The organism is Nonomuraea sp. NPDC049421 (genome assembly GCF_040677005.1).
Classification (GTDB): domain Bacteria; phylum Actinomycetota; class Actinomycetes; order Streptosporangiales; family Streptosporangiaceae; genus Nonomuraea; species Nonomuraea salmonea.
The window spans coordinates 1-26,299 of the sequence record NZ_JBFAQA010000002.1; the positions used below are offsets into that span (position 1 = coordinate 1).

The 26,299-nt window shown below is 70.4% G+C and carries 22 protein-coding genes; 11 read left to right on the plus strand and 11 right to left on the minus strand.

Features of this window, described 5'->3' with window-relative positions; all coding sequences use genetic code 11:
* On the plus strand, positions 1–390 hold a 390-nt coding region (locus AB0K18_RS03545), incomplete at its 5' end, for an RICIN domain-containing protein (RefSeq protein WP_364909231.1).
* A gap of 183 nt (positions 391–573) precedes the next feature.
* Here the strand turns inward: AB0K18_RS03545 and AB0K18_RS03550 are convergent.
* Positions 574–1,161 (minus strand): ABATE domain-containing protein, encoded by a 588-nt coding sequence (locus AB0K18_RS03550; protein ID WP_364909234.1) that lies wholly within the window; start codon positions 1,159–1,161, stop codon positions 574–576.
* A gap of 87 nt (positions 1,162–1,248) precedes the next feature.
* Between AB0K18_RS03550 and AB0K18_RS03555 the strand changes: the two genes are divergently transcribed.
* Together AB0K18_RS03555 and AB0K18_RS03560 are read left to right on the plus strand one after the other, a co-directional pair.
* Positions 1,249–2,127, plus strand: coding sequence for an MBL fold metallo-hydrolase (locus AB0K18_RS03555; protein WP_364909238.1), 879 nt, complete (start codon positions 1,249–1,251; stop codon positions 2,125–2,127).
* A 356-nt stretch (positions 2,128–2,483) separates the two neighbouring features.
* The gene (locus tag AB0K18_RS03560) at positions 2,484–3,917 is read left to right on the plus strand and encodes an MFS transporter (RefSeq protein ID WP_364909241.1); all 1,434 of its coding nucleotides are present in this window, start codon (positions 2,484–2,486) and stop codon (positions 3,915–3,917) included.
* A 231-nt stretch (positions 3,918–4,148) separates the two neighbouring features.
* Here the strand turns inward: AB0K18_RS03560 and AB0K18_RS03565 are convergent, their stop codons facing one another.
* The 5 genes from AB0K18_RS03565 to AB0K18_RS03585 form a co-directional block, all read right to left on the minus strand.
* A complete protein-coding gene (locus AB0K18_RS03565; RefSeq protein WP_364909244.1) occupies positions 4,149–6,098 on the minus strand; it encodes a right-handed parallel beta-helix repeat-containing protein in 1,950 nt (649 codons plus the stop codon).
* A gap of 88 nt (positions 6,099–6,186) precedes the next feature.
* Positions 6,187–7,278: a mandelate racemase/muconate lactonizing enzyme family protein gene (locus tag AB0K18_RS03570; RefSeq protein ID WP_364910481.1), complete on the minus strand. Its 1,092-nt coding sequence runs from the start codon at positions 7,276–7,278 to the stop codon at positions 6,187–6,189.
* A 35-nt stretch (positions 7,279–7,313) separates the two neighbouring features.
* Positions 7,314–8,141 (minus strand): carbohydrate ABC transporter permease, encoded by an 828-nt coding sequence (locus AB0K18_RS03575; RefSeq protein WP_355424471.1) that lies wholly within the window; start codon positions 8,139–8,141, stop codon positions 7,314–7,316.
* Entirely contained in the window at positions 8,141–9,037 is an 897-nt protein-coding gene (locus AB0K18_RS03580) for a sugar ABC transporter permease (RefSeq protein WP_364909248.1), read from the minus strand. Before AB0K18_RS03580 ends, AB0K18_RS03575 begins: the two co-directional genes overlap by 1 nt.
* Before the next feature lie 2 nt (positions 9,038–9,039).
* Positions 9,040–10,299 (minus strand): extracellular solute-binding protein, encoded by a 1,260-nt coding sequence (locus AB0K18_RS03585; protein WP_364909251.1) that lies wholly within the window; start codon positions 10,297–10,299, stop codon positions 9,040–9,042.
* A 135-nt stretch (positions 10,300–10,434) separates the two neighbouring features.
* On the opposite strand from AB0K18_RS03585, the gene AB0K18_RS03590 reads away from it, so the two are divergent.
* On the plus strand, positions 10,435–11,217 hold the full coding sequence (locus tag AB0K18_RS03590) for a FadR/GntR family transcriptional regulator (protein ID WP_364909254.1): 783 nt from the start codon (positions 10,435–10,437) through the stop codon (positions 11,215–11,217).
* On the opposite strand, the gene AB0K18_RS03595 is transcribed toward AB0K18_RS03590, so the two are convergent.
* From AB0K18_RS03595 to AB0K18_RS03610, 4 genes are read right to left on the minus strand one after another with little or no spacing between them, the layout of a single operon-like run.
* A complete protein-coding gene (locus tag AB0K18_RS03595) occupies positions 11,214–12,836 on the minus strand; it encodes a beta-xylosidase (protein ID WP_364909257.1) in 1,623 nt (540 codons plus the stop codon). The two genes, AB0K18_RS03590 and AB0K18_RS03595, sit on opposite strands and share 4 nt — an antisense overlap.
* Positions 12,837–12,859: 23 nt before the next feature.
* Complete coding sequence (locus AB0K18_RS03600) at positions 12,860–13,711, minus strand: carbohydrate ABC transporter permease (protein ID WP_364909260.1); 852 nt, start codon at positions 13,709–13,711, stop codon at positions 12,860–12,862.
* A gap of 16 nt (positions 13,712–13,727) precedes the next feature.
* Positions 13,728–14,627, minus strand: a complete 900-nt coding sequence (locus AB0K18_RS03605) for a sugar ABC transporter permease (protein ID WP_364909263.1) — start codon at positions 14,625–14,627, stop codon at positions 13,728–13,730.
* Positions 14,628–14,655: 28 nt separating this feature from the next.
* Positions 14,656–15,963 carry a sugar ABC transporter substrate-binding protein gene (locus AB0K18_RS03610; RefSeq protein ID WP_364909266.1) on the minus strand — a complete coding sequence of 436 codons (1,308 nt, stop codon included), beginning with the start codon at positions 15,961–15,963 and terminating at the stop codon, positions 14,656–14,658.
* Between the two features lie 169 nt (positions 15,964–16,132).
* Between AB0K18_RS03610 and AB0K18_RS03615 the strand changes: the two genes are divergently transcribed.
* From AB0K18_RS03615 to AB0K18_RS03640, 6 genes are all read left to right on the plus strand, one after another.
* On the plus strand, positions 16,133–17,173 hold the full coding sequence (locus AB0K18_RS03615) for a substrate-binding domain-containing protein (protein WP_364909269.1): 1,041 nt from the start codon (positions 16,133–16,135) through the stop codon (positions 17,171–17,173).
* Between the two features lie 96 nt (positions 17,174–17,269).
* Entirely contained in the window at positions 17,270–18,286 is a 1,017-nt protein-coding gene (locus AB0K18_RS03620) for a LacI family DNA-binding transcriptional regulator (RefSeq protein ID WP_364909272.1), read from the plus strand.
* Between the two features lie 184 nt (positions 18,287–18,470).
* Positions 18,471–20,594, plus strand: coding sequence for an alpha/beta hydrolase-fold protein (locus AB0K18_RS03625; RefSeq protein ID WP_364909275.1), 2,124 nt, complete (start codon positions 18,471–18,473; stop codon positions 20,592–20,594).
* A gap of 155 nt (positions 20,595–20,749) precedes the next feature.
* The gene (locus AB0K18_RS03630; protein WP_364909278.1) at positions 20,750–22,144 is read left to right on the plus strand and encodes an extracellular solute-binding protein; all 1,395 of its coding nucleotides are present in this window, start codon (positions 20,750–20,752) and stop codon (positions 22,142–22,144) included.
* 170 nt (positions 22,145–22,314) lie between these two features.
* Positions 22,315–23,169, plus strand: coding sequence for a sugar ABC transporter permease (locus AB0K18_RS03635; RefSeq protein WP_355424502.1), 855 nt, complete (start codon positions 22,315–22,317; stop codon positions 23,167–23,169).
* Positions 23,169–24,050 (plus strand): carbohydrate ABC transporter permease, encoded by an 882-nt coding sequence (locus AB0K18_RS03640; RefSeq protein WP_364909280.1) that lies wholly within the window; start codon positions 23,169–23,171, stop codon positions 24,048–24,050. The genes AB0K18_RS03635 and AB0K18_RS03640 overlap by 1 nt, the downstream gene beginning before the upstream one ends.
* Before the next feature lie 6 nt (positions 24,051–24,056).
* Here the strand turns inward: AB0K18_RS03640 and AB0K18_RS03645 are convergent, their stop codons facing one another.
* Positions 24,057–25,070, minus strand: coding sequence for a DUF4331 family protein (locus AB0K18_RS03645; protein WP_364909283.1), 1,014 nt, complete (start codon positions 25,068–25,070; stop codon positions 24,057–24,059).
* 183 nt (positions 25,071–25,253) lie between these two features.
* On the opposite strand from AB0K18_RS03645, the gene AB0K18_RS03650 reads away from it, so the two are divergent.
* Entirely contained in the window at positions 25,254–26,291 is a 1,038-nt protein-coding gene (locus AB0K18_RS03650) for a LacI family DNA-binding transcriptional regulator (protein WP_364909286.1), read from the plus strand.
* The last annotated feature ends 8 nt before the right edge of the window (positions 26,292–26,299 follow it).

Here is a 26,299-nt window from a genome sequence, read left to right on the forward strand (position 1 = left end):
GACCCGGAGGGTGAGGGGCAGATCAGGGGCGCCGGCTCTGGCCGCTGCGTGGACGTGCCGAACGCCTCGACCAGCGACGGCACCGCCGTCCAGCTCTGGGACTGCAACACCGGCACCAACCAGCAGTGGAGCCAGACCTCATCCGGTGAGCTGCGCGTCTACGGCAACAAGTGCCTGGACGCGGCCGGCTCCGGCAACGGCGCCCGCATCCAGATCTACTCGTGCTGGGGCGGCGACAACCAGAAGTGGCGCCTCAACTCCGACGGCAGCATCACCGGCGTCCAGTCGAACCTCTGCCTCGACGCCGTCGGCCAGGGCACCGCGAACGGCACCCGCCTGCAGCTCTACACCTGCCACGGTGGCGCCAACCAGCGCTGGACCCACACCTGACCGCCACCACCCGGCCCCGCGCCTGGGGGTTGTAGTAACAGACCCGCGCGCGCCGGATGGGTCGCAGACCCGCCCGCGCCGGAAGCAGAGGACGACTTCCGGCGCGGGCGTTCCGGCCTCGAGTCCCGCGGCAACGCGAGGCCGGGCCGCGCTCCCGTAGCGCCTTCGCCGGCATGAGGGGCGTCAGCGGGTGCGGCGGGCGTAGGCGCGGGCGGCCCGGGCGCGGTCTCCGCACCGGGTGGAACACCAGTGGCGGCGGCCGTGGCGCAGCAGGTAGCGGTTGCAGGGGGTGGAACCACAGCCGGTGAGGCGTTCGGCGTCCGGCCCCGTGAGCAGGTCGGCGGTGTCGGCGGCGAGGGCCGCGAGCGCGTGGTCGAGGACCTCGTTGACGGGGCACCGCGCCGCACGATAGGGGCCGGTCTTCTCGTCCCAGTACAGCAGGGCGGCCGTCGGCGCCCTGGTCAGCGCGTCGTTGACGGCGGACAGAGCCGCGGGCAACGCGGGCAGCCCGGCGGCCCGGGCGGCGAACAGCGCCCTGACGTGCTCGCGCAGCGAGCGCAGCTGCGTGGCGCACATCTCCTGCACTCCGGCGTCGGGTGGAGCGAGGCCGCGTTCGGCGAGCCACTGGTTCGTCGACGCCGGCGTGCCGAGGAGGTCGATGAACTGCCCGCCCGGCAGCGCGATCGCGCTGTTGACGAAGTCGAGGGCGACGTAGTCGGCCGCCCCTGGCGCGGGCGGCAGGACGGGCTCGGCGGTCGGGGTCTCGCTCATACCTCTCATGGTACGGCTTGCGCTCATCCGTGAGACTGCTCTACGTTCATCACGGATGAACCGCTTCCTATCCGTGAGGTATTCGCCATGACCGCCCCGACCCCCGCCCCGACCCGCGACCCGGCCCCCGCCCCGACCCCCGCCCCGACCCGCGACCTGGCCCAGGACCCGACCCGCGACCCGGTCCGCGACCCGGCCCCCGAGCCGTTCCCCGTTCGCGTCATCGGCGGCCCCACCGCCCTCTTCGACTACGGCGGCCTGCGCTTTCTGACCGACCCGACCTTCGACGCGCCCGGTGACTACGACGTACCGGGTGGCCGGCTGACCAAGACGGCCCACTCCGCCGCCGCGCCGGCCGACCTCGGCCCGATCGACGTGGTCCTGCTCTCCCATGACGAGCACCCGGACAACCTGGACACCGCAGGCCGGGCGCTGCTCGCCGACGTCCCGCTCACGCTCACCACGCCCGGGGGCGCCCGGCGCCTGGGAGGCGGAGCCAAAGGGCTCGGCGAGTGGGAGTCGATCGAGGTGGAACGTTCCGGCGGCGGCATCGTCACCGTCACCGGCGTGCCCGCCGTGCACGGGCCCGGCCCCCGCGAGCAGGTCGAAGCGATCCTCGGCGAGGTCACGGGGTTCGTCCTGACCGGCGAGGGGCTGCCCACGGTCTACGTGAGTGGTGACAACGCCTCGCTGGACGCGGTCAGGCAGGTAGCCGAGCGCTACCGCCCGGTGGACACCGCCGTCCTCTTCGCCGGTGCGCCCCGATTCGACATCCTCTTCGGCGGCGAGCAGATCGTCCTCAGCAGCGGGGAGGTCGTCACGGCGGCCGAGATCCTGCACGCCCGCCGCGTGGTCCCCGTCCACTACGAGGGCTGGGCCCACTTCACCGAGGGCCGCGATGCCCTGCTCGCCGCCTTCACCACCGCCGGCCTGACCGACCGCCTGGACCTGGGCCAGCGAGGCTGAGTCCCGGACTCGCCGGACTCGCCGGACTCGCCGGACTCGCCGGACTCGCCGGACTCGGCTGATCGTCTGGTCCTGGGCTGGTGGGGTTGGCCCCCGGACTCGTCGGACTCGTCGGACTCGTCGGGCTCGGCTGATCGTCTGGTTCCGGGCTGGTGGGGTTGGCTCCTGGACTCGCCGGACTCGTCGGGCTCGGCCGATCGTCCGGTCCTGGGCTGGTGGGGCTGACTTTCCGCTCGCTGGAACCGTCGCCAGCCCCGGCCGATCGGCTGGTCTTGGGCCGGCGGGGTGGGTGTCTGGCTCGCCGGAACCGTAGGCCGGTGGCTTCCGGGTCGTGTCTTTTCCTGAAAAGAGCCTTCGTGACAACCAACGCGCCTGTGCGGAGCGGGGATGTCTCCCTCATCCGGGTACAGCGCCGTTCCCTGATCGTCCTGGTGGCCGCGCAGATCCTCAGCGGTGTGGGGCTCGCGGCCGGTGTGACCGTCGGAGCCCTGCTGGCGCAGGACGTGTTCAGCTCCACCGGCCTCGCCGGGCTGCCCAGCGCCGTGGGCACCGCCGGTTCCGCGGTCGCGGCCGTCGCCGTCGGGCGCCTGTCCCAGGCCCGCGGGCGCCGGCCCGGCCTGGCCGCCGGTTACCTGGCCGGTGCCGCCGGCAGCGGGGGCGTCGTCGTCGCCGCCGTCGTCGGCAGCCCGTTCCTGCTGCTCCTCGCGCTGTTCGGCTACGGCGCCGGCACGGCCACCAATCTGCTGGCCCGTTACGCCGGCGCCGACCTGGCCGTCCCCGGCGGGCGGGCCCGCGCCGTGTCCACCGTGCTGGTCGCCACGACCCTGGGAGGAGTCGCCGGTCCCAACCTCGCTGCTCCCGCCGGCGATCTCGCCCGGTCTCTGGGCATTCCCGCACTGGCAGGACCGTTCCTCCTCGCCGCAGTCGCGTACGCGCTGGCCGCCGCCGTCCTCGCCGTCTGGCTCCGCCCCGACCCGCTGCTGCTGGCCCGCGCTCTTGAACCCGAAGGCGACAGCACTGGGGACGGGGACGAGGCCGATGAACGGCCGCCCGCAGCGGCCAAGGCTGCTGCCGGGTCAGGCAAAGGCGAAGTGGATGAACGGTCGCGGCCGGTGGTTCAAGGTGCTGTCGCGTTGGGTGAGGGCGATGTGGATGAACGGTCGCGGCCGGTGGTTCAAGGTGTCGTCGCGTTGGGTGAGGGCGATGTGCGCGAACGGTTGGGGCCGGTGGTGGGAGGGCGACGTTCCGGTGTGCTGGTGGGTGCGGGGATCATGGCCTTCACTCAGCTGGTCATGGTCGCGATCATGACGATGACGCCCGTTCACATGCGCGATCACGGACATGGCACCGCCGCCGCCGGGCTCGTCATCGCCATTCACATCGGTGCTATGTACCTGCCCTCGCCGCTGACCGGCTGGCTCGTCGACCGCTACGGCCGCCTCGTGGTCGCCGCCGCCTCCGGGCCTGTCCTCCTGGCCGCCGGAGTCGTCGCCGCCACCGCCCCCGCCGGCTCCGCCACCGCGTTCGCGGTCGCCCTCGTCCTGCTGGGACTGGGGTGGAACTTCGGCCTGATCTCCGGGACCGCGATCATCACCGACGCCGTCCCGCCGGCCGTCCGTGCCAGGACCCAGGGCTCGGCCGACGTCGTCGTCTCCGTCGCCGGCGCCACCGGCGGCATGGCCTCGGGCCTCGTCGTCGCCGTCGCGGGCTACCCCATCCTCGCCATCTGCGGCGGGATCCTGGCGTTGGCCGTCGTGCCGGCGACGGTCGCCGCGGCGCGCAGCCGATGAGCGCCGGCCCGCCGCGGCACGCCCGGTGAGTGCTGATCGGCCCAGCGGCCCACCGGCCCAGAGGCCCACCGGCCCACCGGCCCACCGGCCCACCGGCCCACCGGCCCACCGGCCCAGAGGCCCACCGGCCCGTCTGGCTAAGCGGCCTGTCTCGGCGCTGCCGGTCAGGGTCGGTTCTTCGTCGTGTACCGGGGTGGCCGGCCTCGCTTCGTAGTGAGGCCGGCCGGGGGGTCAGCGGGTTCTGCCGGGCGGGCCCGCCCGGTCGATGATCTTCTTGGCCTCTGCCGGGAGGTCGTCGGCGGTGACGGTGGTGTTGTCGCGGACGGTGTTGCCGCGTTCGCCGTCCACCAGTCCCGTGATGGCGGGGTTCGTGGCGTAGTTGCCGGTCAGCGTGATGTCGCCGGTGTGGTTGCCGTTCTGGTTGTTGGCGTGCGCCCACTGGGCGGCGGTGCCGACGAACACGTTCTCACTGGCGGACATGTACCGGGAGCCCTCGTCGAAGTACACGCCGAGCTGCCCGCTCTTCTCGCAGTAGTTCTGCTCGATGTGGCTGCGCGGCATCGCCGACAGCGTGTAGATGCAGCCGGCGTCGAACATCGTGTGCACGACGTCGCGCACGTGGTTCCCCACGACGCGGACCTCGGTGGACGTGGTCGGCGTGTCGTAGATCGGCTGGAAGTCGTACAGGCCGCGGTTGATGTACTCGGGGCTGCCGCCGGGGTCGTTGGCGCCCCAGCCGAAGCCGATCCCGATCCCGGTGTACGGCAGGTCGGCGACCTCGTTGTGCTCGATGGTCAGCCGCGTGACGTAGCTGGCGAAGATGCCGTCCTGGTCGAGGTACTCGCGGGCGGTGGAGTGGACGCGGTTGCCGCTGATCCTGATGTCCTTGTTGACCATGCGCGGGTCGGACGGGTGGTGCGCGTCGGGCCGTACGCCGCCGACGACGATGCCGCCGCCGGCGCTCGCGGTGAACGTGCTGTCCCTGACGGTCACGCCGTGCGCGCCCAGCCCGACCCCGGTGGCGTGGGCGTTGGCGTCGTTGCCGATGCCGAGCCCGACGGAGCCGAGGTTGACGAACGTGTCACCGGTGAAGGCGATGTTCTCGGCGGCCGACACCTGCACCGCCGCGGGCGTCTGCGACCAGTTGTTGCGCGAGCCCTCGAAGCCCTTGCAGCCGAAGTCGCACGAGGTGAACGCGTCGTCCGGCCGGTGCTCCTGGACGCCGGCGATGAACACGCCGGTCTGCTGGTTGGCGTACCCCTCGGAGGTGCCGGGCTGCAGCCACGTGGTGCCGGTGAAGGTCAGCCCCTCGAAGCGCAGGTTGCGGGCCGGCTCGTCGTACGTGCCGCCGATCTCCAGCAGCCGCTCCAGCCGGGGCAGCTCGACCCGCGTGCGGGACAGGTCCTGCCCGGCGAGCGGCTTGTAGTGAAGCGTCCCGGCGCTCCGGTCCAGGTACCACTCGCCCGGCTCGTCGAGGAACGCCCGGGAGTTCAGCAGGGAGAAGGTGGGCGTGCGCAGCGGCGACTGGATGGTGTCGTAGCCGTAGGTGTTGTTGTCCCAGGCCGGCTGCTGCATGGTGACCGTGGTGCCGGAGATGCTCTGTACCGGCGCGAACCGGTTGGTGAACGACAGCTTGGCCTGCAGCTCGATGCGCTGCTGGTCGGGCAGGTCGGTGAGGTGGGCCAGGCCGGGGTCGTCGAGGGTGAAGCCGGTCGCGGTGAGCGTGATGGCGTCGCGCGGCACGTCGATGCGGGCCCGCTGGGCCAGGGCGCCGTCCACGTAGAGCTGCCGGCTGTCGGCGCCGGCGCCGACCCGCGCCTGGTAGACGCCGTCTTCGCCGGGCGTCCAGCCGGTGACGGGGCGGGCGCCGCTCAGCACGGGCTTCGCTCCGCGCCTGGCCTTCCACGTCACCACGTGCCCGTTCCTGCCGGAGTCCGCGGCGCCGAACCGCAGCGGCTCGCTCAGCCGGTAGGTGCCGCCGAGCAGCTCGACGGTGACGTCGTGCCGGCCCTGGGCCGCCGCCGCGCGGGCCCTGCGCTGCGCCTCCTCAAGGGTGGCCAGCGGCCGGCCGGCGCTGCCCGGACCCTGGTCGTCGGCGTTCTTCGCACCGGTGGGGGCGACCACGATGGTCCGCGCGGACGCGGCCTCGGCCGGGCTCGCGAGGAGCCCGCTGACGGTCATTAAGGCAGCGGCCGCCACGACAGATGTCCTGAACGATGGGCGCACGAAATTTCCCTTTCTTTCGTGATTTCTGATGATCAGAGGTGGGTCAGTGCAGCCGCAGCCCGGCCCGCTCCGGCCGTACGTCGGGGGTGCCGTCCGAGCGCGGCGCGGGCGTGGCGATCGCGCCCTCGTCGACGGTGATGCCGAGGCCGGGGGCGTCCCCGAGCACGAAGGCGCCGTCCTCGACGGTCAGATCGACGCAGACCCCCAGCGGCGGTTGCAGGTCCTGCAGCTCGCTGACCAGGTGATTCGGTACGGAGGCCGCCGCGTGCAGCAGCCCGACGGGCGTGGTGCCGATCGGGCTGACCGGCAGGTCGTGGGCGTGCGCGAGCGCGGAGACCCGCAGGAAGTGCGTGACCCCCCAGACGGCGGCCGCCTGCACGACGTCCACCGCGCCCGCGGCCAGCAGCGGGCGGTACTGTTCGAGCCCGGTGAGGTTCTCGCCCGTGGCGACCGAGGCGCGGATCCCGCGTCCGACGGCGGCCAGCCCTTCGGCGTCCCACCGCCGCACCGGCTCCTCGATCCACACCAGGTCGAGCGCGCGTTCCAGCTCGCCGATGTGCCTGACCGCCTGCTTGCGGGTCCAGGACTCGTTGACGTCGAGCATCAGGGCCGGCCGCGCTCCTTGCCCGGCCTCGGTCAGCACCTCGCGGACGAGCTCCAGGCGCCGCCGGTCGCGGTCGATGTCGAGCCCGCCCTTGAGCTTGGCCGCTCGCAGCCCGCGCGCGGCGTACTCCTGGTGCACGGCGATCAGCTCCGCGTCGGTCAGCGCGATGTCCAGGCCCGACGCGTACGCGGGAATCCGCCGGTCGCGCCCGCCCAGCAGCCGCCACAGCGGTTCGCCGGCCGCCTGCGCCTTGATGTCCCACAGCGCCGTGTCGAGCGCGCCGATCGCCCCGAACACCGCCCCCGCGTGCCCGGCCTTGAACGTCCGCCGCACCATGCGGTCGTAGAGCGCGGTGACGGCGCGCGGGTCCTCGCCCTCGATCGCCGGGAAGACGGCGTCGAGGTGGGCGTGCGCGCCGAGGCCCACGCCGGTGATCCCTTCATCGGTGTCCACCAGGACGATCGGCACGGGAACGTTCCCGTCGGCGTGCACGCCGTTGGCGTCACCGACGGGACGGGCCCACGCCTGCACCGTCGTCAACGTCCGATACCCCGAGATTCGCAATGTCAGCCCTTCGTGGAGCCGGCGGTGACCCCGTCGGCGATCTGGCGCTGGAGGAAGAGATAGATGAGCAGCACGGGGATCGCGGCGATGAGCACGCCCGAGGCGAACTGCGGGATGTTGTCGGAGTACTGCCCGCGCAGCGAGGTGACGCCGACCATGAGCGTGCGGTGCTCGGGCGACGGCATCATCAGCAGCGCGATGAGCACGTCGTTCCAGCAGAACAGCGCGTCCAGGATGCCGACGGACAGCAGCGCGGGAGCGCCGAGCGGGATCATGATCCGCCGGTAGACGCCGTAGGTGGAGTTGCCGTCGATGCGCGCCGCGTGCACGATGTCCGCCGGGATCGTCCGGTAGTGGCTGGTCATCAGGAAGATCGTGAAGGGCAGGAACTGCGCGACGTACGCGAGGATCAGCCCCGGATAGGTGTCGATGAGCCCGGTGTCGGCCATCACCCGCGCCAGCGGCACCATGATCACCTGGAACGGGATGAACAGCGCCGCCAGGCAGCCGAGGAACAACGCCGTCGAGCCGCGGAAGCGCAGCTGGCTGAGCGCGAACCCGGCCATCGACCCGATGAGCAGCAGCAGGACCACCGAGACGGTCACCACGAGCAGCGAGTTGGCGAAGTAGCGGGCCATGCCGACGCTGCTCCACGCAGCGGTGAGGTTCTCCAGGTGCAGGCCGCTCGCGGGGGAGAAGCGGTCGAGGATGTACTCCCGCCGGGTCTTCATGGCGACGTTCGCGGTGAACACCAGGGGATAGACGGTCGCGAGGGCGAGCAGCGCCATGGGGACGGCGGCCACCCACCGGCCGAGACGCCGGCCGCGCATCAGTCCTCACTCCCCGCGCGGCGCAGCAGCGCCACCTGCGCGATGCCGACCACGAGCATGATGAGGAACAGCACCGTGGACGCCGCCGAGGCGAGCGCGGGGCGGTTCATCTGCCCCTGCTGCATCCACACGTAGAACTCCGGCAGGTACGTCGAGCCCTCCGGGCCGCCGCTGGTCATGATGTACAGCAGGCCGAACATGGACGTCAGCATTCCGATCATGGTGGTGACGACGACGAACTGGATGGTGCGCGACAGGCCCGGGATGATGACGTGCCAGATGATCCGGGGCAGCGACGCGCCGTCGATCTTGGCGGCGTCCAGGAGCGCGGCGTCCAGCGTGGAGAACCCGGCGAGGAAGACCACCAGCGCCATCCCGAACGTCGCCCAGACGTGCACGCCGATGACCGTGAACTTCGCCAGGCCGGGGTCGCCGAGCCAGTCGATCGGCCCGAGCCCGATCAGCGTGAGTGCGGTGTTCAGCGGGCCGTCGTAGCCGAGCATCAGGTTGAAGATCGCGCCGACGATTACCGGGGAGAGCACGGCGGGGAAGAAGTAGACGCTGCGGAAGAACCGGTGTCCCGGCACCCGAAGGTAGATGAAGGTGGCCAGCAGCCCGGGGATCGCCACCGCGACGGGCAGCAGCAGCACGAGCAGCCCGACGTTGCCCAGCGCGGTCCGGAACAGCGGGTCGGCCAGCAGTTCGGCGTAGTTGTCGAGGCCGACGGGGGTGCCGTTGCGCTCGCCGTCGCCGGTGAAGGAGAAGTTGACGCCCAGCACCAGCGGCCACAGCCGCAGCGCCACGATGATGAGCACGGCCGGCGCCACCAGGACGAAGGGCGCGAGCCGCTCGGCCCGCGCCCCCCGGGGCAGGCCGAGCGTGTTTCCGATCGGCACGATCAGCTCGCCTCGTCCGCGGCGGCCAGCTGCCGTACGACGTCGTCCACCTCGGCCGATCCGCTCAGCAGCTGCTGCGACAGCCGGCCCATCAGGTCGAGGACCTTGCTGGACAGCGCGACGTGCAGCGCGGGCTTGCCGCTCTTGATCTGCGGCACGATCGCGGCCACGGCGGGCGCGCCGCCGGAGGCGTCGATGGTGGTGTCGGAGGTGATCGCGCCGGCGCCGGTGGAGAAGGCGGTCAGCGCGGCGGTCGAGGTCAGCGACCGTACGAGGTCGGCGGCGAGCGCCGGGTCCTTGGCCGTCCTGGCGACCCCGTAGCCGATGCCGCCGTCGTACGGCAGGACGGGCTCGGCCCCCTCGGTGACCACGGGAGCGGCCATGACGCCGACGTTGTCCGGGCCGAGGAACTCGCCGAAGTCCTTCCAGTGGCCGACGTCCGACATCAGCCCGATGACGTGGGCGGCCTTGCCGGTGTCGAAGAGCGCGAAGGCGTCGTTGAACAGGGCGGTGGAGTTGGCGCCGTCGTTGTTCAGGCCGTCGTCGCCGGCCTTCTTCCAGAGCCGGAAGATCTCCTTGACGTGCGGGGACGTCCAGTCGCGCCTGCCGGCGATCCAGTCGTCGTACTCCTTCGGCGTCAGGATGCCCGGCCCGAGCCCCGACATGAAGAACTGGATGCCGAAGCCCTCCTTGTTGCCGAGCGCCAGGCAGTCGGCGCCGGCGGCCTTCTTGATCGCGGCGCAGCCGGTGACGAAGTCGTCCCAGGTCTTCGCCGGTTCCACCCCGGCCTTCTGGTAGATCGTCTTGTTGTAGTAGATGGGGTGGCCCTGCAGGGTCACCGGGGCGGCGTAGACCTTGCCGTCCTTGCTGAAGGCGTCCCAGCCGGCCAGCCGCTGCCGGTCGGCGGCCACGTACTCGTCGAGCGGCACCAGCAGGTCCACCCGGTCGCGCAGCTGGCCGCCGCCGTTGAACAGCATGACGTCGGGGCCCTTGCCCGACTGCGCCGCCGCGCCCAGCAGCGTGTAGTACTGGTCGAACGGCTGGGCCACGAACTCGACGGTGACGCCGGGATGTCGCGCGGCGAAGTCGGCCTTCGCCTTTTCGAGGTAGGACGCCACGCCCGGCTCGCCGGACTTCCAGTCCCAGACCACGATCTTGCTGGGTGCGCCCTTCGACGAGGGCTGGGTCGGTGCGGCGCTGCCGCAGCCGGTCAGGGCCAGCCCGGTGACGAGCACGGCAGCCCAAAGGCTTCGCTGCTTCATGGCTTCACTCCCAGAGCGCGGCCGACGTCCCGGCCGCAGTGCCCGAAAACGTAACTCGTATGACGTATGACGTCAATGGGGGTGCCCTATACTGGCGGGGCGCCGCCCTGGCGGCAGCGCAGCGTGGAGGGGGACATGACGGCATCGCAGGAATCGCCCGGCAGCGTCTCGGTGCCGCCCACTGGGCCGCCCAACTGGGTCCGACGCCCCGCCAGCCTGGCCAAGGCGGTGACCGCGGAGCTGGTGGAGCGCATCGTGCGCGGCGTCCACCCGCCCGGCACCCCGCTGCCCCCCGAGCCCGTGCTGTGCGAGACGTTCTCGGTGAGCCGCACGGTCGTCCGCGAGGCCGTGAAGATCCTCCAGGAGAAGGGCCTCGTCCAGGTCAGGCAGGGCGCGGGCACCACCGTCACCCCGCCCACGATGTGGGACATGCTCGACGAACTGGTGCTCGCGGCCACCATCGACATGGACGAGAGCCTGGCCATCCTCGACGACCTCGTGGTCACGCGCCGCCTGCTCGAGTCCGACATGGCCTACCTCGCCGCCCGGCTGGCCGACGACGAGACCATCGGGCGCCTGCTCGCCCTGGTCGATCGCATGGACGAGCTGGTGGGCGACCACGTCACCTACGCCGACCACGACCGCGCCTTCCACGACGTGATCATGCAGACGTCCGGCAACCGCATCGCCCGCGGCGTCGTGCGCTCGCTGGAGAGCCAGGTCGTCAACACCGCCCGCTACCTCGGCGAGCCCCAGCGCGCGCTGTGCGTGGCGTCCAACCAGGGCCACCGCCGCATCTACGAGCGCATCGCCGCGCACGACCCCGAGGGCGCCAGCGCGGCGATGTTCACCCACATCACCGAGGCCTGGCTGGTCAGGCGCAAGGCCCCCACCGCCCCGGTGCGCCTGCAACGTTAAGCCGACTGCCGCAGCGACAGCACCGCCCAGGGCGCCAGCTCGACGTCGAGCTCCAGCACGCCGTCGCCGGGCACGGTCAGTGTGGACGACTGCAGCGCGTCGGCCACCCTGCGCAGGTGGTCGCGCTGCGCCGGCGACAGGTTGAGCGGCCCGCCGAGGGCGTGCCACGCCTCGGCGACGTTGCCGTGCTCCCAGTCCAACACCTCGACGAGGAACGTGGTGCCCGGCTCCAGCCCTTCGATCGTGTGGCGGATCCTGCGGCCCGGCCCGACGTCCGCCAGCTCGCGGGTAGCCTCGTAGGAGCCGCGCGCGCTCAGCCCCTTCAGCCCCATGCCGTCGGGATAGTTGAAGAACAGCGCCGACACGGCCGACGTGCGGCTGTCGCGGGTCACCACTCCGTCGGACGTGGCGAGCAGCAGCCGGTCGCCCAGCCGTTCCAGCATGGTGAACGCGTGGAACGTCGGCTTGTGCATGCCGTCCTCGTTGACCAGCCCGAACCCGCCGTGGAACGGTCCGATGCCGGCCCCGCCCTCCTCGAACACGTCGGTGAACGTCCAGTAGGAGATGGAGTCGGCCAGGGACGCGCACTGCAGGTAGGAGCGGGTGATGGAGGTCGCCGCGAACACCGTGTCGTGGATGAAGTCGCGCGACGACGGCGACGTGGACCACTCGGTGATGTGGATCTCCGCGTCCGGGTAGGCGCTCTCGCGCAGCAACGCGCGCAGCAGGGTCAGGTCGTCGTACGTGGCGTCGGCGTACCGGGTGATCTGCACCGCCTGGCCGTCGGCGCCGTAGGCGTAGTCGGTGGGGTAGAGGTGGGTCGAGACGAAGTCCACCGGCAGGTTCCGCTCCGCGCACCAGGACAGGAAGTCCTCGATCCACACCGGCCGCCAGTCGAGCGCGTCCACGTCGGTCGCGGCGGCCGTCTCCAGCATCGCCGAGCGGTCCTCGACCTCGCCCCTGTAGCGGTCGTCGGGCACGAAGACGCTGGTGGACGGGCCGCCCACCTTCAGCTCGGCGTCGATCGCCTTGATGGCCCGCACGCTCGCCTCGTACAGCTCGAAGTACTCGGTCTTCGTGCCGGTCCAGAAATGGGGGACGAGGTTCGGCTCGTTCCACACCTCGAAGCGCCACTGCCGCACCTCCTCCAGGCCGTACCGGCCGATCCAGTGCTCGACGGTCGCGGTGACGAGGTCGCTCCAGCGCCGCATGTCCTTGGGCGGGCTGCAGTGCGCGCCCCACCAGAACAGCGTCTCCGTCTGGGTGGCCAGCTCGCGCGGCATGAACCCCAGCTCGACGAACGGGCGCACGCCCTGCTCCAGCAGGAAGTCGAAGACCTTGTCCACGTAGGAGAAGGTGTGCACCGGGGAGGGCAGCGGGCTGTTCGGGCCGAAGCCGCCGCCGTAGCTCTCGCGGTAGACGAACATGTCGTCGTGGAAGAGGCCGTGGAAGCGGACGTACTTCATGTTGAGGGTGTCCGCCACCTCGGCGAACTGCCGCTGCCAGTCCGCGCGCAGGGCCTCGTTGGCCCGCCCGGCCCCGACGCAGGCGCTCCAGACGTGCGGGAACGCGCTCTCCTCGCGCGGCTCCCCGTCGATGCGCAGCAGGGATCTCGTCATGGTCTCTCTTTCTTGAGGGGGCGTCAGCCCTTGACGGCGCCCATGGTCAGGCCCGACTGCCAGTACCGCTGCAGGCAGAGGAAGGCGATGATCAGCGGGATGATGGTGAGCAGCGAGGACGTGATCACCAGGTTCTGCACCAGGGCGCCGTTGCCGGCCGACGAGCCGAGCTTGTTCCACTGGTTGATGCCGACGGTCAGCGGATACCAGTCGGGGTTCTTCAGCATGATCAGCGGCAGGAAATAGTTGTTCCAGATCGACACGAACGAGAACAGCAGCACGGTCACGCCCGCCGGGGCCAGCAGCGGCAGCGCGATCTGCAGGAACGTCCTGAACTCGCCGGCGCCGTCGATCTTCGCTGCCTCCAGCAGCCCGGTCGGCACGGCCTCGGCCGTGAACACCCACATCAGGTACAGCCCGAACGGGTTGATGAAGGACGGGATGAGGATCGCCCACGGGGTGTCGGTCAGGCCCAGCTCGGCGAAGAGCAGGAACTGCGGGATCGCCAGCGCGATGCCGGGCACCGAGATCGACCCCAGGATGACGAGGAGGAACACCCGCTTGCCGGTGAAGTGCAGCTTGGCCAGCGCGTACCCGCCGAGCGCGGCGAGGAACGTCGAGACCGTCGCGCCGACGACGACGTACAGGACGGTGTTGAGCAGCCACCGGGAGAAGATGCCGTCCTGGTAGGTGAAGACCTGCACGACGTTGTCCCACAGCGCGAACTCGCGGCCGGGCGCGAGGCCGAACGTCGAGACGAAGTCCTCCTGCGACTTCGTCGCGTTGATGACCAGCCACACCAGCGGCAGCAGGCAGTACAGCGTGAACAGCCCGGTCATCAGGGTGAGGGTCTTGCTCTTGCGGGGGTTGTCCACCGTATGGAGCCGCGGGCTACTGGTCGGTCGCATTCCTCAGCCCTCTGATCTGGACGGCGTAGGCGACGGCGATCGTGATCGCCGCCATGACGAGCGCGAGCGCTGCCGCGTACCCCTGCTGGGAGCCGGTGAAGGCCAGGTTGTACGCGTACAGGTTCGGCGTGTAGAAGCTGGTGACGCCGCTGTTGGCGACCATCGTCGGCAGGATCTGCGGCTCGTTGAACATCTGGAACGTGCCGATGATCGAGAAGATGACGGTGACCGCCAGCGAGCCGCGCAGCGCCGGCAGCTTGATGGCCCGCACGATCTGCCACTCGTTCGCCCCGTCGATCGCCGCCGCCTCGTACAGCTCACGCGGGATCGCCTTGAGCGCGGCGTAGAAGATGAGCATGTTGAAGCCGGTGAACGCCCACGTCACCATCACGCCGATGGAGATGAGCGTGGTGCCGGGGGAGAAGGGGTCGAAGTCGGTGCCGAGGGCGTCGTTGAGGCTGCCGAACAGGCCGTACTTGACGCCGAGCAGGAAGCCCCACATGAGGGTCGCCACGATCGCCGGCACCGCGTACGGCAGGAAGATCGTCACCCGCAGGAACCGGGCGCCGTGCAGGCGCAGGCCGTCGAGGGCGAGCGCCAGCGCCGTCGAGAGGAGCAGCATGATCGGCACCTGCACGAGCGTGAACCGCACGACGCGCCCCACGCCGTCCCAGAACTGCGGGTCGGCGAAGAGCTTGGTGTAGTTGTCCAGGCCGACGAAGACGTTGCCGCCGACCAGCTTGTCCTGGAAGAGGCTGAGGTAGGCGGCGTACGCGATGGGCACGATGAACACCAGGGCGAACAGCGCCGCGAAGGGCGCGATGAACGCCAGCCCGGTCTGCGGCCTGCCCCGCCTGCGCACCGGCGCGGGTGCGTGGGTCATGTCGGAGTTCCTTCCTGAAGCAGGCCCGCTAGTCCACCTGGAAGCCCTGCTCGTTGCCGTACTGGATGCAGCGTTGCCGCCACTGCTCCAGGACCTCGGCGAGCGTGCCCTTGCCGGTGGTGTAGAACGGCGAGGCGAGGTCGCCGTAGATCGAGCGCGCCCACTCGAAGAACGGCGGATACTGCCAGTCGTCGGCGACGATCTCGGTGGCCTCGGCCAGCACGCCGCCGACCTTCTGACCGCCGAAATACTCGTTGGCCTTGCCGGTGAAGGTCTCGTTCTCCAGCACCGACAGGTTCGGCACGAACGCGCCCGCGTCGACGCGGGTCTGCAGGCCGCCGCCGTGCGCGAAGTACTCGAGGAAGGTGAAGGCCGCCTCCTTGTGCTCGGCCGCCTCGGGGATGCCGAAGGAGCTGCCGCCGTTCGCCGCGCCGACCTTCTCGCCCTCCTGCCACTGCGGCATCAGGGCCACCTTGAAGTCGCCGGCGGCCTTCGGCGCGCGTTCGGGCAGCGTGGAGGTGAGCCAGCCGCCCATGGTCTGGGTGGCGAGGGTGCCGTCGTTGAGCGTCCTGTTCCAGTCGTCCGACCAGCCGGTGACCTTGGTGTTGATCAGGCCCTCGTCCAGCATCTTCTGCCAGAAGGCCACGGCCTTGGCGGTGCCGGGGTCGGTGAAGTCGATGTGCACCTTGGTGCCGTCCACCTTGAACGGGCGGCCGCCGGCCTGCCAGATGAGCGAGAGCAGGAAGAAGATGTCGCCGGTGTCCTGGGCGATGTAGTAGTCGTCGCCCAGCTCGCGGATCTTCTTGGCCGCCTCGTAGTACGCGTCCCACGTGGCCGGGGGCTCGTCGATGCCGGCCTTCTTCAGCGTGGCCTCGTTGTAGAACATCGCCGATGGCCCGTAGTCGGACGGCAGCGCGTACACCTTGCCGTTGACCGTCACGTCGTTCCACGCGGCCGGGACGTAGTCGGCCTTCAGCTTGTCCGCGCCGAGTTCGCCGAGGTCGGCCAGCTTGCCGGGGACCGCGAAGTACGGCACCGCGAAATACTCGAACATCACCAGGTCCGGCACGCCGGAGCCGGCCTGGATGGCGTTGTCGAGCGCCTTGTACTCGTCCTGCGACGAGCCCGCATTGACGACCTCGACCTTGATGTTCGGATGCGCGGCCTGGAATCCGGGCACGGCCTTCTCGACGGTGCCGTCCCAGCTCCAGACGGTGATCTTCACCTGTTCGCCGCCGTCCGCGCCTGCCTGTCCGCCGCCGCCCGAGCACGCGGTCAGCGCGAGCATCGGCACGAGTGCCGCGCAGAGGAGTTTGAGCTTCCGGGAGAGCCGCATGGGGTCTCGCCTCTCGTCCTGAGCCGGTTACGAAATTATTTCGCAACATGTTCGGTGTTGCGGAGGACCATAGGTGTCGTTTCTGTCCGATGTCAACGGGTGATCCTGCGCGATCGGGGCCATGGTAGGTTTACGAAACAATTTCGCTGGAAGCCCGGAAGGAGCCTTGATGGGACGACGGGGTCGTTCTGAGCGCGTCACCTTGGCCGACGTCGCGCGGCTGGCCGGCGTCTCGCCGACGACGGCCTCGAAGGTGCTCAACGGGCGCAGCGACGTGGGCGCCAAGACCCGCGAGCTGGTGCTGGGCGTCATGGCCGAGACCGGCTACAAGCCGACGGCGGTCCGGCACGAGCAGCCCCGCGACAACACGCTGGTCACCGTGCTCGACATCGTCGAGTCCCGTTACGCCGGCACGGTGCTGCAGGGCATCCTGCTGGCCGCGACCACCGCGCGGGCCGAGCTGCTGCTGCGCCTGCCGCCCGTCGAGCCGGTCAGCACCAGCCGTACGGCGGCCCGCACCTGGGTCGAGGAGCAGCAGGCGTCCGGTGTCGTCGGCGTGATCGCGCTGGCCGTCGCCGTGCCCGACCCGGTGCTGCACGCCGCCGACGACCTCGGCCTGCCCATCGTCACGATCGACCCCATCGACACCACCGAGTCGCGCCTGGTCAGCATCGGCTCCACGAACTGGGCGGGCGGCCGTTCCGCGACCGAACACGTCATCAAGCTCGGTCACCGCAGGATCGGCTGGATCGGCGGCCCGCTGGGTTCGGCCCCTTCGCTCGAACGTTTCCACGGCTACCAGGCCGCGCTCGACTCGGCCGGCCTCACCCCTGACCGCGCACTGGTCCGCCACGAGGCGTTCTCCGTCGAGGCGGGGCGGCGCCACGGCCGCGACCTGCTCGCGCTCGCCGACCGGCCCACCGCGATCGTCGCGGGCAACGACGAGATAGCGGTCGGGGTGCTCGCCGCGGCCGGTGACCTGGGCATCTCCGTGCCGGGGCAGCTGTCGGTGACCGGTTTCGACGACACGCCGCAGACGCAGTGGACGACGCCGCGCCTCACCTCCGTCCGCCAGCCCCTGGAGGGCATGGGCCGGATGGCGGTGGAGACCGTGCTCGGCATGGCCGAGGGCGTCCAGCCCGCCTCCCGGCACCTGCAGCTCGCGACCAGCCTCAGCGTCCGCGACTCGACGGGCCCGGCCCCCGCCTGATCACCTCGCCGAAAGTTACTCTTGTTTTCTGTGAACGTTATCGCTTACGTTGCTGCTGCAAACGTAACCGATAACGATTCCCCCTAGTGAGGCGGTATGGCCCTGGGCGGCTCGCCCGTGACCATGAGCGACGTCGCCCGGCTCGCGGGCGTCTCGACCACGACGGTCTCCCGGGTGGTCAACGGGCGGTACGGCGTCAGCGCACGCACCATCGCCCAGGTCCGCTCAGCGATCGAGCGGCTCGGCTACGAGTCGAGTCTGGTGGCGACCAGCCTGCGGCGCAGCAGGACCGACGTGCTCGGCCTGGTGACGCACAGCTTCCAGTCCTACACCGCCGAAGTGCTCAAGGGCGTGATGGACGCACTGAGCCGATCGGGCCTCGACCTGATCATCTACGCCGACAGCGACCTGTACGGAACCTACGCCGAGGGCTGGGAGCAGCGGCACCTGGCCCGTCTCGCGGGCACGCTGACCGACGGCTGCATCGTGGTCACGCCCTCGGGCGAGATCCGCAGCGGCATCCCGGTCGTCGCCATCGACCCGGCGAAGGACTCGCAGGTGCCGTCGGTCACGGCGGCCAACTTCGAGGGCGCCACCGCAGTGGTCGAGCACCTGCTCGGCCTCGGGCACCGGCGCATCGCGTTCATCGCGGGCCGCGCCGAGCTGGCCGCCTCGTGGTCACGCGAGGAGGGCTACCGCAAGGCGCTGGCCCGCGCGGGCGTCCCTGCCGACCCTTCCCTGATCGCGCAGGGCGACTTCAACCCCGACTCCGCGGCGCCGCTCGCGCGGGCGCTGCTGGAGCGCCCCGACCGGCCGACCGCGATCTTCGCGGCGAACGACGGGATGGCGCTGAAGACCCTGGAGGTCGCCAAGGATCTGGGGCTCAGCGTCCCCGGCGACCTGTCGATCGCCGGCTTCGACGACATCCCCGAGTCGGCGCTGGCCCAGCCGGGGCTCACCACGGTGGACCAGTCGGTGTACCGGATGGGCCTCGAGGCCGCGCGCATGCTCAAGGCGCTGGTGCGCGGCGGCTGGGACGGCCCCCGCCAGATCGTGCTTCCGACCCGGCTGATCGTGCGCGGCTCGACCGCGCCGCCGAGGAGCGCCATGTGATCGTGAAGCCACGCGATGTAGTGGCGTCACACCGCACCTGACACCCGCGGCAACGGGCGTCAGGCGGGCAAGCGGATCCCACGACGGAATGGAGGTGCGAAACACCCACAACACAGAGTCCACCGCATGAATCAGGCCGACCATCCGGGCTGCAACCGTGGCCGGCCGTCAAGGGAGTTTTTGCATGCCTTCTTTAGAATATCACGGCAGGTCACGCGTGCTCCGGCTCACCGCCGCGATCACCGCGGCCCTCGTCGCGCTCGCGGTGGCGGTGCTCGCCCCGCGGCCGGCGATCGCCGACACTCCGTGGCTGGCCGTCTCGGAGGACGGCTACGCCTCGTTCACCGTTCCCGTCTCCGCCGTCGAGGCCGCCGTCGGCGGCTCGGTGTCATCGGTCCTCATCGAGGGGAACTTCGGACCCTCCGCCGCGTGGGCGGAGTTCGGGCTGACCCGCCGCGGTGCCGCCTTCTCCGGCGTGCTCGGCCCGCTCAAGCCCGGCCTGTACACCTACCAGGTGACGGCCGACGAGACCAAGGGCGTCAAAGACCCGACCAACGCCACCACCGTGGCCTCCAAGCCGCTGTGGAGCACGTTCTTCGTGGCCGGCGAGCAGGCCGCCCTGCTGGCGGACGTGCCCGAGGGGCAGGGCGGCACGGTCGAGACCCTCACCTACGCCAAGGGCTCGGCCCTGGTCTGGACGCCGCGCGGCTACACCGGCAAGGGCGCCAAGAGGTACCCGGTGCTCTACCTGGACACCGCGGGCGCCGCCGCCGGCGACTGGCTGGACCTCGGCCGCGCCAAGCAGATCCTCGACAACCTCTCGGCCCGTAAGGCCATCGAGCCGATGGTGGTCGTGATCGGCGAGAGCGGCAAGGAGCTGCAGAAGGCGGTCGCCGGCCGCTACCGCGTCCACCGTGGCCCCGCCCACCAGGCGATCGCCGGTGCCGGCGAGGGCGGCACGAACGCGCTGCGCGCCGCGCTCGGCCACCCCGCCGAGTACGCCTACGCCGGCTCGTTCTCCGGCCTGCTGACCGAGGCGGCCGGCAAGCACAAGCCGCACCTCAAGCTGCTGCGCCTCTACACCGGCAACGTGACGGACCCGGCGTACAACGCGACCGTCAAACTCACCAAGGCGCTGGACCGCGCCCGCGTCTCCTACGAGTTCGACGGGGTCAACCCCGACGCGGGGGCGAACTGGAACGCCTGGCAGGAGAACCTGATCGACTTCCTGCCGCGCCTGTTCCGCAACGTCCGCGACCACGGCCCGAGCGACGGGCACGGAAGGCTGAAGGGCGAGTTCGCCCCGCCGCCTCCCGGCACGACGCCGACGCCGTTCGTGACCGACGACGGCTTCGTCACGTTCGAGACCACCACCGAGTACGCCGCCGCCAAGCAGGTCAAGGTGTGGGCGAACTGGGCGCCCGGCGGCAGCTGGCTGCGCATCCACCTGACCAAGGCGGGGGACCGGTGGCGGGGGACCGTCGGCCCGCTCGACCCGTGGTTCTACTACTACAAGCTGATGGTGGACGGCGTCTCGCTCAAGGACACCTCGAACCCGACCAAGATCACCACCGAGCCGACCTGGAGCAGCTTCCTCGTCAACGGTGAGCGGGCCCGCCTGCTCACGGACGTTCCCGAGGGCCAGGGCGGCAAGGTGGAGCGCCTGACGTACCAGAGCACGGTCGCGAACCAGGAGCGGACCGCGCTGGTGTGGACCCCGCCGGGCTACGACCCCGGCCGGGCGGAGCCGTACCCCGTCTTCTTCCTCCAGCACGGCGGTGGCCAGAACTACACCGACTGGACCGAGATGGGGCGGGCCAAGCAGATCCTCGACCATCACTTCCTCGACGGGAAGATCGTGCCGATGGTCGTGGTGATGGGCAACGGCAACGTCTCCGACTTCAACCGCGAGCTGCTGGAGAACATCGCCCCGGCGGCCAAGGCCCGCTACAACATCTCCGACGACCCGTCGCAGCAGGCGCTGGCCGGGCTGTCGATGGGCGGCGGCCAGACGTTCGGCATGCTCAAGGCGCATCCCGGGCGGTTCGCGTACATCGCGGCGTTCTCGGCCGGCTTCGGCAGCGGCGCGGGCGTCGACGCCGAGGCGATCAACAGCGGCACCAAGCTGCTGCGCCTCTACATCGGCGACCAGACGGACTTCGTCTACCCGGGGTTCGCCTCCACCCTGGCCACCCTGGACGACCTCGGGATCCGCTACGAGTTCGACGGCGTCACCCCGGGACCGCACGGCTGGGACGTCTGGCAGAAGAACCTCATCGACCTGGCACCCCGCCTGTTCAAGCGCTGAGCCCGGCGGCTCTGCCCCGGCAGAGCCGTGTTAGCGCTCACATGAGGATCGGCGACGGGGCACGGAAAGCCATCCGTGCCCCGTCCGCCGATCACTCGGCCCCACCGGTGGCGCACGAATCCCCGCGTGCGCCGCGATCGCAAGGAAAACACCACATGAAGAAGACACGGCTCTCCACCGCGGCGCTCCTGCTCGCCGCCGCGACCGCGCTCGCGGGCTGCGCTCCCGACCCGGGCGGCGGCGGTGGCACGGACGCGAACGCCACCAAGGCCGCCACGAACGGCGGCGGCGGCAACAGCGCGAGCAACTGCACGAACACCATCCCCAAGAAGGACCTGCCGGTCGTCACGATGTGGGGCTGGTATCCGAACACGCAGCTCGTCGTCGACAACTTCAACAAGCAGAGCAGCGACGTCCAGGTCTGCTGGACCAACGTCGGCCAGGGCAGCGACGAGTACGAGAAGTTCCAGACCGCGATCGCGGCGGGCACCGGCGCACCCGACGTCATCATGATCGAGATGGACCGCATCCCGACCTTCCAGATCCAGAACGCGCTGGTCGACATCAAGCAGTACGGCTACGACTCCGTCAAGGCCGACTACGGCGAGGGCGCGTGGAAGGACGTCTCGGTCGGCGACGCGGTCTACGGCGTGCCGGTCGACGGCGGCCCGCTGGCGATGATCTACCGCAAGGACATCTTCGACAAGTACAAGATCAAGCCGCCGACGACGTGGGCCGAGTACGAGGAGGCGGCCCAGAAGGTGAAGGACGCGGGCGGCCCCGCGTTCGGCGACTTCGCCGCCAACGTCTCGGCGCTCACCATGGCGCTGCAGATCCAGAAGGGCGCCAAACCCTTCACCTACGACCCGGCGCAGAAGGACACGATCGGCATCAAGCTGAACGACCAGGCGTCCAAGGACGTGCTGGAGTACTGGGGCCGGCTGGCCGGCAAGGGCCTGGTCGGGACGCAGGACCAGTTCACGCCCGAGTACATCTCCGGCGTCATCAACGGCAAGTACGCCACGTACATCTCGGCCGCCTGGGCGCCCGGCTACCTCACCGGCGCCGGCGTCGGCAAGGGCGAGGACACCGGCAAGTTCGCGGTGGCGCCGCTGCCGCAGTGGGACCCCGCCAACCCGGTGCAGGTCAACTGGGGCGGGTCGGCGTTCTCGGTGACGACCCAGGCCAAGAACCCCGAGCTGGCGGCGAAGGTGGCCTACGGGCTCTACGCCGACAAGGAGTCGCTCACCGACGGCTGGACCAACCAGATCATCTTCCCGCTGAACCTCAAGGCGCTCAAAGACCCGGCGTTCGAGGAGCTGAAGGTGGAGTTCTTCGACGGCCAGCAGGCGAACAAGGAGGTGTACGTCCCGGCGGCCAACGCCTACCAGGGCGTCACCTACAGCCCGTTCGGCCAGTACTACTTCGACGCCATGACCAAGCAGGTCAGCGCGCTCATCGACGGCTCCGTCAACGCCGCGCAGGCCGCCGACAAGCTGCAGGAGGACGTGGCCGGCTACGCCAAGGAACAAGGCTTCACCGTCCAGTGACGCCGCGGGAACCGGCCGCCGCCCGCGCGCGGCGGCCGGCCCGTACCCGACCTCCCTGCATCCCCCGTTTCCCGGAGCCAGAAATGACCCTCATGATGGAGAAGAGTGCGCCAAGCGCCAAGGACAGGAAATCGAGCAGTCGCGGCAAGGTGCGCCTTCGCGAGCATCTGATGGGGTGGCTCTTCGTCGGGCCGTTCGGGCTCGTCTTCCTGGCGCTGCTCATCGCGCCGCTGTGCTACGCCTTCTATCTCAGCCTGTGGCAGAAGCGGCTGATCGGCGGCACCAGCTTCGTCTTCCTCGACAATTACGTTAAGGCGTTCACCGACCCCAGTTTTCTGTCCGGCACCTGGTTCGTCATCCGCTTCTCGCTGGTCTCCATCCCGCTGCAGATCATCGTCGCGCTCGTGATGGCCCTGATCCTGGACTCGGTCACCTCGCGGTTCGCCCGCTTCTCGCGCCTGATGATCTTCCTGCCGTACGCGATCCCGACGGTCATCGGCGCGGTCATGTGGGGCTTCCTCTACAGCAAGAGCTTCGGCCCGCTGACCGACATCTTCAGCCTGTTCGGCACCACCGCGCCGGACTTCCTCAGCAGCAACCTGATCTTTTACGGCCTGGTCAACATCGTCACCTGGCAGTGGGCCGGCTACTACATGATCATCCTGTACGCCGCGCTCCAGGGCATCGACCCGGCCCTGTACGAGGCCGCCCGCATGGACGGCGCCGGCGGCCGGCAGATCGCGCTGCGCATCAAGATCCCGCTGATCGCCCCCGCGCTGCTGCTCATCCTGGTCTTCTCGCTCATCGGCACCCTGCAGTTCTTCAACGAGCCGCAGATCCTGCGCTCGCTCGCGGCCGGCACCATCGGCCCCGACTTCACCCCCAACATGTACGCCTACCAGCAGGCCTTCGGCCTGGCGAACTTCACCTACGGATCGGCGATCTCCTTCGCCCTCGGCGGGGTCATCTTCGCCGGCGTCTACGCCTTCCTGTTCTTCACCCGCAAGCGGAGGACCTTCCTGTGATGAGTGACCGCTCTCCCGCCGGCACCCGTCGCCGGCCGAACCACAACCTGCCTCTGCACCTCCTGCTCGCCTTCCTGGTCGTGTACTTCCTGGTGCCGTTCTGGTGGGTCGTCGTCAACAGCTCCAAGGACGCGGCCGGCCTGTTCTCCGGCGGCAACACCCTCTGGTTCTCGGGCAACGTCGACTACCTCGGCAACCTGCAGCAGCTGTTCACCTACGACAACGGCATCTACGCCAGGTGGATACTCAACTCCACCCTGTACGCCCTGGCCGGCGGCATCGGCGCCACCGTCCTGGCCGTCATGGCCGGCTACGGGTTCGCCAAGTACCGCTTCGCCGGCCGGCGCTTCAGCTTCTCGCTCGTCCTCGGCGCGCTGATGGTGCCCGCGACGGCGCTGGTGATCCCGACGTTCATGATGTTCTCGGAGTTCGGGCTGACCAACACGATCTGGGCGGTCATCCTGCCGTCGCTGCTCAACCCGTTCGGCGTCTACCTCATGCACGTCTACGCGCGCGACGCCGTGCCGAACGAGATCCTGGACGCCGCCCGCGCCGACGGCGCCGGCGAGATCCGCACGTTCATCAGGGTCGCGTTCCCGCTGATGCGGCCCGCCGTGGTGACCGTGCTGCTGCTGTCGGCCGTCGCCTCGTGGAACAACTACTTCCTGCCGCTCGCCATGCTGTCGGACAACCGGCTCTTCCCCGTCACCGTCGGGCTCGGACTCTGGCAGGGCATCGCCTCGGCCAACAACGCGGGCACCACCTCGCTGTGGAGCCTCATCATCCTCGGCGCGCTGGTGTCGATCATCCCGCTCGTCATCTCGTTCTTCGTCCTGCAGCGCCACTGGCGCGGCGGCCTGTCCGTCGGCGGCCTGCGCTAGGAGCTCTCAGGACGCGGGGTGCGGGTCGCCGAGGTACGGGAACCGGTCGAGCGTGTCGGTGTGCGGGCTCAGGCCGGTGGGCGGCGCCTCGTTCTTCGTGAGGAACGCGACGCGGACGTCGATGACGTCCTCGGTGAACGTCCGGCCGTTCGGATAGGCGGCCGGCTTCGCCGGGTCGAAGTGCAGCACGTCCGGCAGCAGGCCGTGCTCGTCGATCGCGGCGATCGCCTCCTCGCGCGAGTAGCCGCCGGTGTGACCGAGCAGGTGCACGAACGAGTCGGTCCACCGCTCCCGGTCGCCGGCCGGCTCGCTCGCGTTGTACTCCTCCTTGGTGTCGTCGGTGTTGAAGAAGCTGCTCATCGACGGGTGCCCGGCCCGGTCCGCGTGCACGAGCCGGCCGTCGCGCCGGACGCTGCACCGGCCCCAGACGTGCAGCTCGGGCCGGGGCGCCAGCGCGTCGGTGGGCAGCTCGACGGCCATGGAGAAGACGTTCGCCGTGACGTTGGAGTCGACGCCCGTCCACGGTGACGTGCCGCCCAGGTGCGGCGCGGTGAAGTTGCGCTTGCCGCTGGTGTCGAACAGGTTCTTGATGCCGTCGAAGTCGAAGTAGAAGGCGTCGCTGCGGCTGCCGGCCGCGATCGTGTGGTGCCCGGCCGTCACCACGTTCGCCTCGGGGCCGAACGAGACGCGGGCGTCCTTCACGATCTCGGTGCCGCCCGGCTCAGGGTCGCGGGCCTGCTCGCCGGTCGCCAGGTACACGCTGTAGGTCTGGGAGCCGTCCGGTCCCGGCTCGCCGAACACCCAGCTGAACGCGATGTCGGTCAGGTAGTCGCCGTCGTCGTCGATGTTCAGGCGGTAGACGGCGTCCGGGTGCAGGGCGTCGGCGTTGGGGTTGGCGTTGAGGATGAGCACCGTCCTGCCCGGGTCGCCCGGCGCCTGGAAGGCGTACAGGTCGCACAGGTCGAGGCGCTGGTCGCCGAGTGGCGGCCCGAGGCTGAGGCCGGTGAAGTGGTTGGACATGGCTGACCCTCCCAGCGGCTGCTGGTTCGTCGCGAGACCTTCCCTGTCACGCTAGGCCGGAGGTGGCAAACGGCGGCGAAAGCCGTGGTCGGCTGCTCGCCGGGTCTTGAGGAGTGATGTTGCCGCGTGGCAAAGTGGGCTTTGCCACGCGGCAAAGAGCGTCTTGGGAGGAGGTGGGCGGTCGTGGTCACCCAGCGGGACGTGGCGCGGCTGGCGGGGGTCTCCGTGCGTACCGTCTCCAACGTCGTCAACGACTTCCCGCACGTCTCGCCGCAGACCCGCGCCCAGGTGCAGCGCGTGCTGGACGAGCTCGACTACCGGCCCAACGTCGCCGCCCGCAGCCTCAACCTGGGCAGGTCGCGGCTGCTCGCCCTCGTGCTGCCGCTCGACGTGCCGTACTTCACGGAGCTGGCCGGCCACGTCGTCGACCAGGCCGAGGAGCGCGGCTACACGGTGCTCGTCGACGGCACCGAGGGCATGGCCGAGCGCGAACGGCGGATCCTCATGCGGCGCGACCGGTCGGCGCTGTTCGACGGGTTCATCTTCAGTCCCATCGGCCTGACCGGGAACGAGCTGCGCCGCTGGGCCGGCGACTGCCCCGCCGTGCTGCTGGGGGAGCTGCGGGTGCCGGGCGTCGACCACGTCGGCATCGACGACACCGCCGCGGCCCGCGCGGTCACCGCCCACCTTGCCTCCCTGGGCCGCACGCGGGTCGCCGTCATCGGCGTGCCGCACCCGCCGCCGGCCGACGCCCTCGACGCGCCGGCCGGGCGGGAGACCTCGGTGCACCGCGCGGCCGGCTACGAGCAGGGGCTCGCCGACGCGGGGCTGCCGTTCCGGCCCGAGCTGGCCGTACGGGTGCGGCACTACCAGCGCGAGGACGGCCGGCGCGCGATGGAGGACCTGCTCGCCCTGCCGGAGCCGCCGGACGCCGTCTTCTGCGCCAACGACCTGCTCGCCATCGGCGCCGTGCACGCCGTCCTCGCCGCCGGGCTGCGCGTCCCCGAGGACGTCGCCGTCGCCGGCTTCGACGGCATCGAGGAAGGCCGGTACGCCAACCCCGCCCTGACCACCGTCGAGCCCGACAAGCGGCGCATCGCCGAGCTGGCCGTGACCCGGCTGCTGGAACGGGTCGAGGGCGGCGCGAGCGAGCCCGTGCACCTGGAGGCGCCCTGGCGGCTGGCGGTCAACGCCAGCACCGCGGGCCGCCGAAGCGCATGACGTCGATC

Excerpts from the sequence above, each read along its gene's own strand:
- AB0K18_RS03605 (WP_364909263.1), bottom strand. The coding sequence starts at position 14,627 with ATGACCCACGCACCCGCGCCGGTGCGCAGGCGGGGCAGGCCGCAGACC.
- AB0K18_RS03620 (WP_364909272.1), top strand. The coding sequence starts at position 17,270 with ATGGCCCTGGGCGGCTCGCCCGTGACCATGAGCGACGTCGCCCGGCTC.
- AB0K18_RS03585 (WP_364909251.1), bottom strand. The coding sequence starts at position 10,299 with ATGAAGCAGCGAAGCCTTTGGGCTGCCGTGCTCGTCACCGGGCTGGCC.
- AB0K18_RS03615 (WP_364909269.1), top strand. The coding sequence starts at position 16,133 with ATGGGACGACGGGGTCGTTCTGAGCGCGTCACCTTGGCCGACGTCGCG.
- AB0K18_RS03550 (WP_364909234.1), bottom strand. The coding sequence starts at position 1,161 with ATGAGCGAGACCCCGACCGCCGAGCCCGTCCTGCCGCCCGCGCCAGGG.
- AB0K18_RS03575 (WP_355424471.1), bottom strand. The coding sequence starts at position 8,141 with ATGCGCGGCCGGCGTCTCGGCCGGTGGGTGGCCGCCGTCCCCATGGCG.
- AB0K18_RS03555 (WP_364909238.1), top strand. The coding sequence starts at position 1,249 with ATGACCGCCCCGACCCCCGCCCCGACCCGCGACCCGGCCCCCGCCCCG.
- AB0K18_RS03640 (WP_364909280.1), top strand. The coding sequence starts at position 23,169 with ATGAGTGACCGCTCTCCCGCCGGCACCCGTCGCCGGCCGAACCACAAC.
- AB0K18_RS03645 (WP_364909283.1), bottom strand. The coding sequence starts at position 25,070 with ATGTCCAACCACTTCACCGGCCTCAGCCTCGGGCCGCCACTCGGCGAC.
- AB0K18_RS03625 (WP_364909275.1), top strand. The coding sequence starts at position 18,471 with ATGCCTTCTTTAGAATATCACGGCAGGTCACGCGTGCTCCGGCTCACC.
- AB0K18_RS03610 (WP_364909266.1), bottom strand. The coding sequence starts at position 15,963 with ATGCGGCTCTCCCGGAAGCTCAAACTCCTCTGCGCGGCACTCGTGCCG.
- AB0K18_RS03590 (WP_364909254.1), top strand. The coding sequence starts at position 10,435 with ATGACGGCATCGCAGGAATCGCCCGGCAGCGTCTCGGTGCCGCCCACT.
- AB0K18_RS03630 (WP_364909278.1), top strand. The coding sequence starts at position 20,750 with ATGAAGAAGACACGGCTCTCCACCGCGGCGCTCCTGCTCGCCGCCGCG.
- AB0K18_RS03565 (WP_364909244.1), bottom strand. The coding sequence starts at position 6,098 with ATGACCGTCAGCGGGCTCCTCGCGAGCCCGGCCGAGGCCGCGTCCGCG.
- AB0K18_RS03635 (WP_355424502.1), top strand. The coding sequence starts at position 22,315 with ATGGGGTGGCTCTTCGTCGGGCCGTTCGGGCTCGTCTTCCTGGCGCTG.
- AB0K18_RS03595 (WP_364909257.1), bottom strand. The coding sequence starts at position 12,836 with ATGACGAGATCCCTGCTGCGCATCGACGGGGAGCCGCGCGAGGAGAGC.